Annotated in this window: 11 protein-coding genes; 6 read left to right on the top strand and 5 right to left on the bottom strand. The window is 73.6% G+C overall.

Annotation, left to right across the window (positions count from 1 at the left end; translation table 11 throughout):
- Positions 1–32 precede the first annotated feature (32 nt).
- Positions 33–1130 carry a calcium:proton antiporter gene (locus ACIQFX_RS20660; RefSeq protein ID WP_402465200.1) on the top strand — a complete coding sequence of 366 codons (1098 nt, stop codon included), beginning with the start codon at positions 33–35 and terminating at the stop codon, positions 1128–1130.
- A 96-nt stretch (positions 1131–1226) separates the two neighbouring features.
- Here the strand turns inward: ACIQFX_RS20660 and ACIQFX_RS20655 are convergent, their stop codons facing one another.
- The gene (locus ACIQFX_RS20655; RefSeq protein WP_402465197.1) at positions 1227–3662 is read right to left on the bottom strand and encodes a penicillin acylase family protein; all 2436 of its coding nucleotides are present in this window, start codon (positions 3660–3662) and stop codon (positions 1227–1229) included.
- Between the two features lie 114 nt (positions 3663–3776).
- Between ACIQFX_RS20655 and ACIQFX_RS20650 the strand changes: the two genes are divergently transcribed.
- Positions 3777–5282, top strand: coding sequence for a fatty acyl-CoA synthetase (locus ACIQFX_RS20650; RefSeq protein WP_402465194.1), 1506 nt, complete (start codon positions 3777–3779; stop codon positions 5280–5282).
- A 63-nt stretch (positions 5283–5345) separates the two neighbouring features.
- Here ACIQFX_RS20650 and ACIQFX_RS20645 read toward each other — a convergent pair whose 3' ends face one another.
- Entirely contained in the window at positions 5346–5726 is a 381-nt protein-coding gene (locus ACIQFX_RS20645) for a VOC family protein (protein ID WP_402465191.1), read from the bottom strand.
- Between the two features lie 192 nt (positions 5727–5918).
- Here ACIQFX_RS20645 and ACIQFX_RS20640 point away from each other — a divergent pair, with 192 nt between their 5' ends.
- Positions 5919–6923 carry a hypothetical protein gene (locus ACIQFX_RS20640; RefSeq protein WP_402465189.1) on the top strand — a complete coding sequence of 335 codons (1005 nt, stop codon included), beginning with the start codon at positions 5919–5921 and terminating at the stop codon, positions 6921–6923.
- Between the two features lie 104 nt (positions 6924–7027).
- On the opposite strand, the gene paaK is transcribed toward ACIQFX_RS20640, so the two are convergent.
- Both paaK and ACIQFX_RS20630 read right to left on the bottom strand, forming a co-directional pair.
- The gene (gene paaK, locus ACIQFX_RS20635; RefSeq protein ID WP_402465186.1) at positions 7028–8314 is read right to left on the bottom strand and encodes a phenylacetate--CoA ligase PaaK; all 1287 of its coding nucleotides are present in this window, start codon (positions 8312–8314) and stop codon (positions 7028–7030) included.
- A 164-nt stretch (positions 8315–8478) separates the two neighbouring features.
- Positions 8479–9294: a pentapeptide repeat-containing protein gene (locus ACIQFX_RS20630; protein ID WP_402465183.1), complete on the bottom strand. Its 816-nt coding sequence runs from the start codon at positions 9292–9294 to the stop codon at positions 8479–8481.
- Positions 9295–9471: 177 nt separating this feature from the next.
- On the opposite strand from ACIQFX_RS20630, the gene ACIQFX_RS20625 reads away from it, so the two are divergent.
- Positions 9472–10995, top strand: coding sequence for an alpha/beta fold hydrolase (locus ACIQFX_RS20625; protein ID WP_402465181.1), 1524 nt, complete (start codon positions 9472–9474; stop codon positions 10993–10995).
- Positions 10996–11103: 108 nt separating this feature from the next.
- Here ACIQFX_RS20625 and ACIQFX_RS20620 read toward each other — a convergent pair whose 3' ends face one another.
- On the bottom strand, positions 11104–11454 hold the full coding sequence (locus ACIQFX_RS20620; protein WP_402465179.1) for a winged helix-turn-helix transcriptional regulator: 351 nt from the start codon (positions 11452–11454) through the stop codon (positions 11104–11106).
- A gap of 81 nt (positions 11455–11535) precedes the next feature.
- Between ACIQFX_RS20620 and ACIQFX_RS20615 the strand changes: the two genes are divergently transcribed.
- Positions 11536–12189, top strand: a complete 654-nt coding sequence (locus ACIQFX_RS20615; protein WP_402465177.1) for an NADPH-dependent F420 reductase — start codon at positions 11536–11538, stop codon at positions 12187–12189.
- Positions 12190–12340: 151 nt separating this feature from the next.
- A complete protein-coding gene (locus ACIQFX_RS20610; protein ID WP_402465174.1) occupies positions 12341–13051 on the top strand; it encodes a hypothetical protein in 711 nt (236 codons plus the stop codon).
- Positions 13052–13111 lie beyond the last annotated feature (60 nt).

Genomic DNA, 13111 nt, shown 5'->3' with positions numbered 1-13111 from the left:
GGCGAAAGGTCCGATGTGGCAGGATACGGATCATGAGTTCGAGTTCGACCGCATTGACACGGCAGTGGACCACGTGGGGGCCGGTGGTGGCGGGGCTTGTCCTGGTCGCGGCGTGGGGCCGCGACCTGCCGGGCTTCGCCGTGGGGCTCATCGCACTCTGCCTGCTCGCCGCCGTCCTGGCGGCCGTGCACCACGCGGAGGTGATCGCCCACCGGGTCGGCGAACCCTACGGGTCGCTCGTCCTGGCCGTGGCCGTCACCGTCATCGAGGTCGGACTGATCGTCGCGCTGATGGTGGGCGGCGGCGAGAAGACGGCGACGTACGCGCGCGACACCGTGTTCGCCGCCGTCATGATCACCTGCAACGGCATCGTCGGCCTGTCGCTCCTCGTCGCGGCCCTGCGCAACCGCGTCGCGGTCTTCAACGCCGAGGGCTCGGGCGGCGCGCTCGCGACCGTCTGCACGCTCGCGACGATGACGCTGGTCCTGCCGACGTTCACCACGAGCCACCCCGGCCCCGAGTTCTCCCCGGCGCAGCTGGCCTTCGCCGCCGTCGCCTCCCTCTGCCTGTACGGGGTGTTCGTCGGCGTCCAGACCGTCCGGCACCGGGACTACTTCCTCCCGGTGCCGCGTCCGGGCGAGGACTCCGTGGACGACCACGCCGACCCGCCGGGCAAGAGGGAGGCCTGGATCAGCCTCGGTCTCCTGGTGCTCGCCCTCGTCGCCGTCGTCGGCAACGCCAAGCTGATCTCGCCCACCATCGAGGACGGCGTCCAGTCGGCCGGCCTGCCCAAGGCGGTCGTCGGTGTGGTCATCGCCCTGATGGTGCTGCTCCCCGAGACGCTCGCCGCCGTCCGGGCGGCCCGCCGCGACCGCGTGCAGACCAGCCTCAACCTCGCCTACGGGTCCGCCATCGCCAGCATCGGCCTGACGATCCCGTCGATCGCGCTCGCCTCGGTCTGGCTGTCCGGGCCCCTGGTGCTCGGCCTGGGGGCGCTGCACATGGTCCTGCTCGCCCTCACCGGTGTGGTGAGCGCGCTGACCGTGGTGCCCGGACGGGCCACGCTCCTCCAGGGCGGCGTCCACCTCGCGATCTTCGCCGCCTTCGTGTTCCTCTCGTTCAGTCCGTGACGAGCCCCGGGACCGTGACGGCCCAGGGACTGTGACGAGTCCCGGGCCGTGACGACCCCCGGGCCGTGACGAGTCCCAGGGCCGTCGCGGCTTCCGTCAGCCCCTGACCACCACCACCCGCAGCGCCGGCGAGCGCAGGATGTCCTTCTCGCAGAACCGGGAGGTCACCCAGCGCTCGCCCGAGTACAGCCGGGTCTGGTCGCTGTGATGCGCTGACGCGGGGTTCGACGACTGGGAGTACGAGAGCAGCGTGCGGGCCACCGGGCAGCGGCCGCCGTCCCAGCCCACCGCCTGCACGTGGCTGGTCCCGTGGACGACGTCGACGTAGCCGCCGCCCGCCGCGCTCCACGCGGACTCGGTCTTGTTCCAGACGCCCAGCGCCTCGGTCCCGCCGCTCACCGGGATCCGCTGCCCGTTCCGCACCACGAACTGGTGGTCCCCGAGGGGCGCGTCGAGCGGGATGCCCGCCGCCCGCAGCTCCGCGACCGCGTCGCCGAGGGCCTTCGCGAAGCCCGGTACCGCGGTGTTCACGGTGCGCGGGGTGCGGACGGGATCGGTCGCCGAGAACGGCACCAGCCACAGGTCGGCCGGTTTCACCGTGCCGGTGAACTTCCGCCAGAAGCGGTCGAAGAGCAGCGCGCCCCTGCTGTCGGTGTCGACCGTCCGGTCCCAGGCGCCGATCGCCCGGCAGGCCTCCGGGTCGTCCGGCAGCGCGGCCGGGCAGGCCGCGGCCACGTCGGCCGCCGCCAGGTCGCCGGCCGGTGCCCGGTTGGCGAACTGCTGGCGCTGGAGGTCGGCCACCGTCAGGCCGCCGCGCGCCGCCATCCCCGTCACGTCCTCGACACCGCCCCGGGTGCGCAGCGAGCGCGGGGTCGCGATCGTGCCGAAGATCCGCTCGTAGCCGGTCAGCGGCCGGTCGGCGTTGGTCAGCCAGGCGCTGTCGTTGGAGTTCTCGACGTACGGGGCGTCCCGCAGCACCGGCATCCGGGCCGGACCGAAGACGCCCGGCTGGACCGCGTCCGGGTCGGAGCCGAGCGCGCAGTCGGACCGCGCGCCGTCGAGGACCGCGACGCCCGACGCCGGATACGTCGCCCGGCCGAGCGGTGTGGAGCAGCGCTGCGCCAGTTCGTCGGTGATCCGGGGGAGCACCTGGGCCTGGCTGAAGAACGAGTGCCCGGCGGCGTCGGCCGCGACCGTGTTGACCCAGGGGAGGCCCTGGGTGCGGCGCAGGGTGTCGGCGACGTCCTGGGTCGAGCGTGCCCTGCCGAAGCCGAGCGCGGTGTCGGAGCCGCGCAGGTTCGCCGCGTTGGGGTCGTTGAGCGCGTACGCCGTGGTCGTGGTCCAGGGCAGGGGGAGCTGTGCGCCGAGGCCGCCGACGACCGGGCCGTACCGCGTCCACCACTGGGTACGGGTGACGGGGGCGCCGTCCTTGACCGGCACGGTCACCTGGCGCGGGGTCATCCGCTCCGGGCGGCCGTCGACGAGGTAGGAGGTCGGGTCGCCGGGGGAGAGCGTCAGCTGGTGCAGGTTGAGCGGCACCCCGGTGGCGACGGTGTGGCTCCAGGCCACCTTGTCGTTGAAGCCGATGTTCACGACGGTCGTGCCGAGGAGCGAGGCGCCCGACACGTTCAGCTCGCCGGGAATGGTCTGCTGCGACTGCCAGAAGCGCCGGCCGCCCTGCCACGGGTAGTGCGGGTTGCCCAGGAGGAGTCCGCGCCCGTTCGCCGTGGTGGCGCCGGAGAACGCGACGGCGTTGGAGCCCATGGTGGCGTTCTCGGCGGCGAACAGCTCCCTGGCGGCCGTGGCGGCGTCGTCCGGATCGGGGACGGCGCCGGAGACGGGTGCGGCCGGGGGCGCGGCGGGCGGCCGGGCGGCGGTGATGCCGTCGACGGCCCTGCCCTGGCCGCCGAGCACGGACACGGCGAAGCCGCGCCGGGCCACGTCGAGGGCGGTCACCGGGCGGACCCAGTCGGCGCCTGCGCAGGCGGGGTCGGTGATCCGGTTCTTGCGCAGCCAGGCGTTGTAGCCGGCCGCCCAGCCGCGCATCAGCTCCTTGAGGTCGCCGCTCGGCCCGGCGGGCGCCGGCGTCCGGAGCAGCTCCTCGACCGTCCCCGCGTCCTTCACGCCGCGGAAGTACAGGTCGCTGGAGAGGTTCGTGGCGGCGGAGGACAGCGAGCCGTCCGGTGCGGCGTCGGGGCCGAAGTACCGGGAGCGTTCGCCGGTGACGGTGAGGAAGCCGTCCGCGAGGACGCAGACCTGGTCGGCCGCCTGCGCCCACCCCGTTCCGAAGCCGAGGTTCGCGTAGTCCTTCGCCACGATGTGCGGGATGCCGTACTCGGTGTACCGGATGACGGCCGACAGCCCCCTGTCGGAGGGGTGTCGGCCCCGGTCGCCGGAGTCGGCGGCCGCCGCGCCGGGCAGCGAGGCGGTGACGACGGCGAGCGCGGCGCCGGTGAGCGCCAGGTGTTTCAGACGGGTGCGGAGGTGCAACGTGCCTCCCAACGGGTCGATGAGCACTGCGGGTCGGACCATGCACGCAGTCCCGCGCCCCCGTGTCAACATCCCGTTCGGTATCCGAGGTCCGGGCATCTCCGGCGCGCGACGCGGTACTTGACCTTCCGGTCGTGCCGCGCGGAGGATCACCGCATGGACCGACTCCCCAGCCGTACCGTCGACGGTTTCCTCCGCGCGAGCGCCCGGCGCGTCCCCGACCGGATCGCCGTGCGGTACGCCGACCGGACCTGGACGTACGCGGAGCTGGACGAGGCCGTCACCACCGCCGCCGCCGTCCTGCGCGAGCGGCACGGCTTCGCCCAGCCGGAGTACGCCCGGGTGGCGACGTACGGGCACAACTCGGACGCCTACCTCATCGCGTTCCTCGCCTGCGCCCGAGCCGGCCTGGTCCACGTGCCGGTCAACCACCACCTGACGGGCGACGACCTCGCGTACGTCCTGGAGCAGTCGGACAGCTCGCTCGTCCTCGCCGACCCCGCCCTTGCCGACCGGATCCCCGACGGCTTCGCGGTCAAGCCGTTGCGGGACGCGCCCGGTTCACTGCTCGACGCGCTCGCCGAACCGGAGCCGTACCTCACCGACCGCGACGCCCGCGACCTCGCCCAGCTGCTCTACACCTCGGGCACCACCGCCCTGCCCAAGGGCGCGATGATGACCCACCTGGCGCTCGCGCACGAGTACGCGAGCGCCGTCGAGGCCCTCGACCTGAGCGAGGACGACCGGCCGGTGCACGCGCTGCCGCTCTACCACTCGGCGCAGATGCACGTCTTCCTGCTGCCCTACCTCGCGGTGGGCGCCGAGAACACGATCGTCGACGGGCCGGACCCGGCCGTCCTGTTCGACCTGATCGAGGCGGGCCGCGCGGACAGCGTCTTCGCCCCGCCGACCGTCTGGATCGGCCTCGCCAACCACCCGGAGTTCGCCGAACGCGACCTGTCGGCGCTGCGCAAGGCCTACTACGGGGCCTCGATCATGCCCGTCCCCGTCCTGGAGCGGCTGCGCGCCCGGCTCCCCGACCTCGCCTTCTACAACTGCTTCGGCCAGTCCGAGATCGGCCCGCTCGCCACCGTCCTCGGACCCGACGAGCACGAGGGCCGGATGGACTCCTGCGGCCGGCCCGTCCGCCACGTCGAGGCGCGGGTCGTCGACGAGGACGGCGAGGACGTGCCCGACGGGACCCCCGGCGAGATCGTCTACCGCTCCCCGCAGCTCTGCGACGGCTACTGGCGCAAGCCCGACGAGACCAAGGCGGCCTTCCGGGGCGGCTGGTTCCGCTCGGGCGACCTCGCCGTCCGCGATGCCGAGGGGTACCTCACGATCGTCGACCGGGTGAAGGACGTCATCAACTCCGGTGGCGTGCTCGTCGCCTCACGGCAGGTCGAGGACGCGCTCTACACCCACCCCGGGGTCGCGGAGGCGGCCGTCATCGGCCTCCCGGACGAGCGCTGGATCGAGGCGGTCACGGCCGTGGTCGTCCCGCGCGGGGAGGTCACGGAAGCCGAACTCCTCGACCACGCCCGCGAGAAGCTCGCCCACTTCAAGGCTCCGAAGCGGGTGGTCCTCGTCGACGCGCTTCCCCGCAACGCCAGCGGAAAGATCCTCAAGCGGGAGCTGAGGGACCGCTTCGGCGCCCGGTGACGCGTCACGCGCGGGCGTCGGCCGAACCGTTCGCGGCCGACGGCCCGTGCGTCCGCGCGGGTGTCAGGCCGACCGTTCCTCTATCACGCAGAGAATGTTGCCCTCACTGTCCTTGAACCAGGCACCCCGCATGGTGTCCGACTCGACCACGCCGTCGACCGTCTTGATGCCGGGCAGGTCGTAGTCCTCGAACGTGACGCCCTTGGAGCGCAGTGCCGACATCTCCGCGTCGAGGTCGGCCACCTTCCAGCTCGCCAGGGTGTGCTCGGCCTTGCCGCCGTAAGGCGTCTCGTACAGTCCGATCATGGTGCCGCCGCACTCGTACCTGGTGTCCTCGGCCGACTCCCTGGTGAGGGGAAGACCGAGGGTCTCCGAGTAGAAGCGCTTGGCCCGGGCCATGTCGTTGACCGGAATGATCGCGGCGATGGGGGAGTCCGACAGCATCGCAACCACCTCCTCCCCCCAGGCTACGCGCGCCGGGGTCCACCCTCCGCTTGATCTTGCCGACGGCCTCGCACCAGGCCCCGGAGCAGCCGTTACACCCTCCGGACAGCAAGATCACCCGGCCCGGTGAGCGGCTCGCGGAGCGTGTTAATTTGACGGCCGAACTTTCCAGTGATCCCGGGGGGGATACTCGTGAACCGTCGAAATCTGCTGAAGAGCGCCGTCGCGATCGGCCTGGGGGCACCGCTCGCCTCCGTCGCCACCGCGACGCCCGCGCAGGCCGCGGGCAACTACGACGTGCTCGTGACGGAGCAGGTCAAGAACAAGGTCATGCTGTTCCGCGCCATCGAGCTCTGGACGCCCGAGAAGCTGGGGTGGGAGTGGGCGGCACCCGACCAGGCGGCCTGGGCCCGCCTCAACGACGCGCGCTTCCGCGAGACCGACCGCTTCGGCTGGGTGTGCATGGTGGCCGCGGGCGGCGGCAAGGTCGGCATGGTCAACTTCGGTGACGACGACGCCCTGCTGTGGTCGGCGACCCCGGGCGGGAACCCGCACGCGGTCGAGTACCTCCGCAGCCACGGCGTCGTGGTCGTGGCGTCGTCGTCCCCGGTGTCGTCCGCCTTTCCCTACGAGGGCTACCTGTCCGTCTACGCCCCCACCAACGCCGACGATCCCGCCACGCTCGGCGCCGAGCCGGTCCACCGCATCGGGTACACGGGCGCGCACGGCCTCTGGTGGGACGGCTCCTTCCTGTACGCCCTGGGCTCGTGGACGCTGGCGAAGTACCGCATCACGGGTTCCCTCAAGACCGCCAAGCTGGAACTCGTCCAGAAGTACGTGTGGCCCACCCGGTTCGACGGCCACAGCCTCGACATGGACTTCCACGACCCGGGCAAGCTCGTCCTGAACGGCGCCCAGGCCATCTGGACCGTCGACAAGGCGGACGTCACGCGGCTCACGAACATCCGGCCGCAGAGCCCCGGCGTGAAGTCCTTCGCCCGTGCCGTCGACGGCGAGTCCTTCTGGCTGCAGTCCGTCGACGTGACGGACCCGGTCCCGGACCAGAGCCGCTGGTGGAACGAGTACGTGCAGTTCTTCGACCCCACCGGGAAGCCGAGCTACCGCCGAGGGCTGGACTACTACGGCTACGAGGGCCGGTTCTACCGCGCCCGCATCGCCAGCACCAGACTCGTCTGAGCAGACGGCCGCCCCCTGGCGGCACGCCCCCCAGATCCCGTCCGGCGACGATCTGCCGGACGGGGCCTGCGGCTCCCCGAGGTCCACGATCTGCCGGACGGGGCCTACGGCTCCCTGAGGTCCACGATCCGCTTGATCTTGCCGACCGAACGCTCCAGCGTCTCGGGGTCTACCACCTCGACCGCGACGGACACCCCGATGCCGTCCTTGACGGCCTCCCCGATCGCCCGGGCCGCCTCGGCCCGTTCCCCGTCGGTCGCTCCCGCCCGGGCCTCGGCCCGTACGGTCAGGGCGTCGAGCCGGCCCTCCCGGGTGAGCCGGAGCTGGAAGTGCGGGGCGACCGCCGGGGTGCGGAGCACGATCTCCTCGATCTGGGTGGGGAAGAGGTTCACCCCGCGCAGGATGATCATGTCGTCGCTGCGGCCGGTGACCTTCTCCATCCGCCGGAAGACCCGCGCGGTGCCCGGCAGCAGCCGGGTCAGGTCGCGGGTCCGGTAGCGGATCACCGGCATGGCCTCCTTGGTGAGCGAGGTGAAGACGAGCTCGCCCTCCTCCCCGTCCGGCAGCACCTCGCCCGTGAACGGGTCCACGACCTCCGGGTAGAAGTGGTCCTCCCAGATGTGCAGCCCGTCCTTGGTCTCCACGCACTCCTGCGCCACCCCGGGGCCGATCACCTCCGACAGGCCGTATATGTCGACGGCGTCGATCGCGAACCGGTCCTCGATCTCCTTCCGCATCGCCTCCGTCCACGGCTCGGCGCCGAACACCCCCACCTTCAGGGAGGTCGACCTCGGGTCCACGCCCTGGCGCTCGAACTCGTCGAGCAGCGTGAGCATGTAGGACGGGGTCACCATGATGACCTCGGGCCGGAAGTCCTGGATGAGCTGCACCTGTCGGGCCGTCATGCCGCCCGAGGCGGGGATGACCGTGCAGCCGAGCCGTTCCGCGCCGTAGTGGGCACCCAGACCGCCGGTGAACAGGCCGTATCCGTACGCCACATGGACCTTGTGGCCGGGGCGGGCGCCGGCGGCGCGCAGCGAACGGGCCACCACGTCCGCCCAGGTGTCGAGGTCCCTGTCGGTGTAGCCGACGACGGTCGGCCGTCCGGTGGTGCCGCTGGAGGCGTGGACGCGCCGGATCCGGGACTGGTCGACGGCGAACATGCCGAAGGGGTAGTGGTCGCGAAGGTCCGACTTGGCGGTGAACGGGAAACGGGCGAGGTCCGCGAGCGTACGGCAGTCGTCCGGGGCCACCCCGGCGGCGTCGAAGGAGCGGCGGTAGAAGTCCACGTTCGCGTACGCGTGGCGCAGTGTCGCACGCAGCCGCTCCAGCTGGAGTGCCGCCAGCTCGTCCCGTCCGAGCCGCTCGCCGCTGTCCAGCAGTTCCGTCATGCGCCGCTCCTCCGTTGCCGTGAAACGGACTACCGATCATTCGGTAGACGCGTTCCGGGCCAGTTAAACCGCCGACACCCCCGCCTTGGCAAGGGGGTGGCGGAAGTTTTCCCCGCTCGCAGGGTTCCCCGGACGGCGGGGCGCGCGGGGCGCGCCCCGGGCCGTCAGGACGTCCAGTGCGCGGGGCGGTCGAAGCCGTCGGGCAGGCGGGTGGAGGCGCTGCCGCGTGCCGAGTTCAGCTGCGGCTGGGTGAGGAAGAGCGCGCCCGTCAGGTCCGCGCCGGACAGGTCGGCGTCCCGCAGGTCCGCGCCGATCAGGTCGGCGAGTGACAGGTCCGCGCCCGTCAGGTCCGCGGCAATGAGGAGGGCGCCGCGCAGGTCGGCGCCCCGCAGCCGGGCACCGCGGAGCCGCTTGCCGATCAGGTCGGCGCCGCGCCGGCTCTTCGGCTTCGCGCCGGCCGCGGCGCGGACCAGCTCGCTCGTGCGCAGGAGCAGTGGGTTCACCTCGGCCCGTACGGGTCCCACGTCGAGCTTCTCCAGGTCGGCGGGGGTACCGCGGGTGAGCGCCTCGACGCGGGCGAGGGCCGTGCGGAGTTCGGCGTGGAGCGGGCGGGAGGCCCGGAGCGCCAGGGCCTCGGCGAGGTGGCGCAGCAGCTCGTGGAGCTGGCGCACCACGGGGAACACCTCGTACATCTGCCGGGCGGTCTCCGGCGCCTCCCGCCAGGACACGCCGCCGAAGGTCACCTGGGACACGTGCTGGCCGGCACCGAAGCAGTCGTACACCGTGCAGCCCTGGAAGCCGCTCGTCCGCAGCCGTGTGTGGATGCCGCAGCGGAAGTCCTCCCGGAGGTTCCGGCAGGGCTCGCCGGACGACTTGTCCACGGCGAAGTCGGCCGACCTGGCGAAGGGCAGCGCCACACAGCAGAGGCCGAAGCAGTTCGCGCAGTCGCCGCGCAGGGTGGATTCCCGGATGTCGGGCACGGGAGAACGGTTCCTTCGTGGTTCGGGGACGGTCCGCCCACCGTATCGCGCGCCCCGCCGTAGTCTCCGCCGCGCGCCCGTCGCGTGGTCCGTGGTCGTACGCGTCGTCGTGCCCAGTGCCGTGCTCCGCGCGAAACCGATTGCGAAGATCGTCCGCGGCCGGTGAGGATCAGGGGCATGGCCCTCTTCACCACGTACGACGGCACCGTGCTCGCCTACCGGACCCACGGCACGGGGGAGCCGCTCGTGTGCCTGGCCGGCGGGCCGATGCGCGACGCCGAGTACCTCGGCGACCTCGGCGGGCTCGCCGCCCACCGCACCCTGGTCCTGCTCGACGCCCGCGGCACCGGGGCGAGCGCCGCGCCCGCCGACCCCGGCACGTACCGGTGCGACCGGCAGGTCGGCGACGTCGAGGCCCTCCGCGCGCACCTCGGCCTGGAGCGGATCGACCTCCTCGGCCACTCGGCGGGCGGGAACCTGGCCACCCTGTACGCGGCCGCCCACCCCGAGCGCGTCCGTTCCCTCGTCCTCGTCACCTCGGCGGGCTGGGCGGTCGGCGTCGGCACCACCGACGAGGAGTGGGACGAGGCCGTCACCGTCTTCGCCGACCGGCCGTGGTACCCGGAGGCCAGGGCCGCGCTCGACGCGCTCGGGCCGGACACCCCGCTGTCCCGCGTCCACGAGGCCGCCGCACCCTTCGGCTACGGCCGCTGGGACGACGCCGCGCGCGAGCACGCCGCCGCCGAGGCCCGGCAGGCGCACTGGGACGCCGCGTCCGCCTACCACGGAGCCGGGGCCTACGACCCGGAGCGCACCCGCCGCGACCTCGCCGCGCTCACGGCTCCGGTCCTCGTCCTCGCGGGGGAGTACGACGGGGGCCCGACCCCGGCCAAGGCGGCGGAGGCGGCGGCCTGCTTCCCGCGCGCCGAACTCGTCGTCCAGCCGGGCGCCGGCCACTTCCCCTGGGTCGACGACGCCGACGCCTTCGTCCGCCCGGTCGCCGCCTTCCTCGACCCGGAGGTGCGCACCGTCACCGTCGACGGCGTACGCCTCGCCCACCGGGTCCTCGGCCCCGAGGACGCTCCGCCGGTCGTCCTGGTCCACGGCCGCGGCGAGAACTCCACCACCTGGACGGAGATCGCCGCCGACCTCGCCGCCGACCACCGGGTGTACGCCCTCGACCTGCGCGGCCACGGCCTCAGCGACCGTCCGGGCCGGTACGGCTTCGACGACTTCCGCGACGAACTGGGCGGCTTCCTCCGCGCCCTCGACCTCACCGGGGCCACCGTCGTCGCCCACTCGATGGGCGCCGGGGCCGCCTGGCTCCTGGCCCAGCGGGAACCCGGCCTGATCGGCCGGCTCGTCCTGGAGGAACCGCCCGGTTTCGTACCGCTCGACCCGCCGCGCCCGCCCGCCGAACGCCCGGAGGGTCCGCTGGACTTCGACTGGGACATCGTCCCGGCCACCGACGCCCAGCTCAACGCACCGGACCCCGCCTGGCGCGAGCGGGCGGCCGCGATCACGGCGCCCACCCTCGTGCTCGCCGGCGGTCCGACCAGCCACCTCTCCCAGACGCACCTGTCCGCGCTGGCCGAGGACATCCCCGGTGCCCGCCTCGTCACCGTCGACGCCGGACACCTCGTCCACACCGACCGGCCGGCCGCGTTCCTCGCGGCGGTGAGGGAGTTCGGCCTCCGCTGAGAGCCCCCGCGGCCCCGAGCCCCCGCGGCCCCGCGCCCCGGCGTACCCGCGTCTCGGTGTCCCGCGGCCCCGCGCCCGGAGCCCACCTTCCCTCGCCGGGTTCGGGGCTCAGCCGCCGTGCCGCTCCTGTGCGGCCATCACCTCGTCGCCGTGCTCGAAGGCCCACGCGCCGAACGCGTCGATGGGCCCGAGCAAGGACCTTCCCAGACCGGTGAGTTCGTAGGAGACCCGCGGCGGCGGGCCGGCGTCGGCGCGCCGCTCCACCAGGCCGTTGAACTCGAGGCGCCGCAGCGTCTCGGTGAGCACCTTGGAGCTGATTCCCCCGATCCGCGCGCGCAGTTCGCCGTGGCGGCCCGGGCCGCCGCGGAGGGACCAGAGCACCACGGAGTTCCAGGTGTTCGCCAGCAGGTCGAACGCGAGCCGGGCACGGCAGTCGGCGAGGTATCCGTCGGAAGTCACGTACCAGATGGTGCCCGACCCGCTCCCTAATGTCGTTCGAGAGGCCCGGGAAGCGCCGGGCCCGGACGAAGGGACGGAACGATGAGGATCGGCGTACTCGGCACCGGGAACATGGCGGACGCCCTCGGCACGCACTGGGTGCGGGCGGGGCACGAGGTGCTCCTCGGAGGCCGCGACGAGCGGAAGGCGCGGGACCTCGCGGCGCGCCTCGGCGGCGGCGCGCGGCACGGGAGCCTGCGCGAGGCCGCCGGCTTCGGCGACGCGGTCCTGGCCGCGCTGCCGTACGGAGCCGGCGCGGAGGTCGTCGCGGAACTCCGCGAGGCCCTGACCGGGAAGGCCCTGATCGACTGCGCCAATCCCGTGGGGCCGGGCTTCCGGCTCCTCACGGAGGGCGGCGCCTCCGCGGCCCGCCGGCTCGCCGACGCGGCACCCGGGGCCCACGTCGTGAAGGCCTTCAACCTCTGCCACGAGGACGTGTGGCGGATGAACCCTCCCGTCTTCGAGGGCCTGCCGCTCGCGGTCCCGGTCTGCGGCGACGACGCGACCGCCCTGGCGCGGGTGGCGGAACTGGTGCGGGGCACCGGCTGCACGCCGCTGAGCGGCGGCGGCCTCGACCGGGCGGGCCTTCTGGAGGCCACCGCCGCCCTCTACATCGGGCTGTGGGTCGGCGCGGGCGCGGACGTCCGCGCGATGGCCCCACCGCTCGCGTACGCGACCGGGCCGCAGGCCGCCTGAAACGGGGCGCGGCGGCGCGTGCGCGCGTCGACCGAGCCGCACGCCCCCTTCACGGCGTTCCGGTGGCGGGGCCACGGGGTGCGTGGGACGGTGAACGCCATGCGTGAGGCATCGGGGGCCAAAACGCCCCCACATAGGGGGAGTTCACGCCATGACAGACTTCGTTTCCGATCTGTACGAGGCCTTGGCCGACGGGTGCCTCGTCCGGCCGGAGGCCGACCAGGCGCCCTGCTGCGCGGTCACGGACGCGCTGCGCCGCTGCGCCGACTCGATCCGGGACGACGCGGGGGAGGCGAACCGGCACGTCCAGCGGCTGCTCTCGTCGGGCAGGGGCGAGGCGATGGACGCCCTGGGGCAGCACTGGGACAGGGACATGAACCAGGACGTCGCCCCCGTCGCGGAGGCGGCGCGGACGACGGGCACCACGGCGTACGACATCGGCGACGTCGTCGCCGTGACCAAGACGCAGATCACCCAGATCGCGGCCGCGTGCGCCGAGGAGACCGCGGCCGCTCTCGTCGCCGGGGCGGGCGGGACCGGCGCCGAGGGCATCAGCGTCGACCACGCCGAACACGAACGCGCGGCCGACCGGCTCAGGGAGGTCGCGACCCAGGTCCACGGCGGGACCGCGGGCCTGCTGTCCGAGGCCGCCCGCGAGCACGCCGCCGCCGCGGCGAGCGGTGTGCTGGGCGCGGCCGTCGCGGGGGCGCTCGACCCGGTCCTGGGCGACCTCGCCGCCTGCACGACCGCCTTCGGCGACCACCTGAACGGGGCCCTCCCCGACGGGATCCTGCTGATCTCCGGCAGCCGGCGGGCCATGGACGGCGACAGCAGGCGGCGGATGTCCGAGCTGGACCGCTGAGGGGCCGGGGGCGGGGGCATCACCCCCCCGCCGCCGGCCCCGGTCAGGTCGGCCCCGGTC

It is taken from the genome of Streptomyces sp. NPDC093089, assembly GCF_044754405.1.
Taxonomy (GTDB): Bacteria; Actinomycetota; Actinomycetes; order Streptomycetales; family Streptomycetaceae; genus Streptomyces.
Note: the sequence above shows the minus strand (reverse complement) of the source record. Positions and strands in the feature narration are given on the sequence as shown.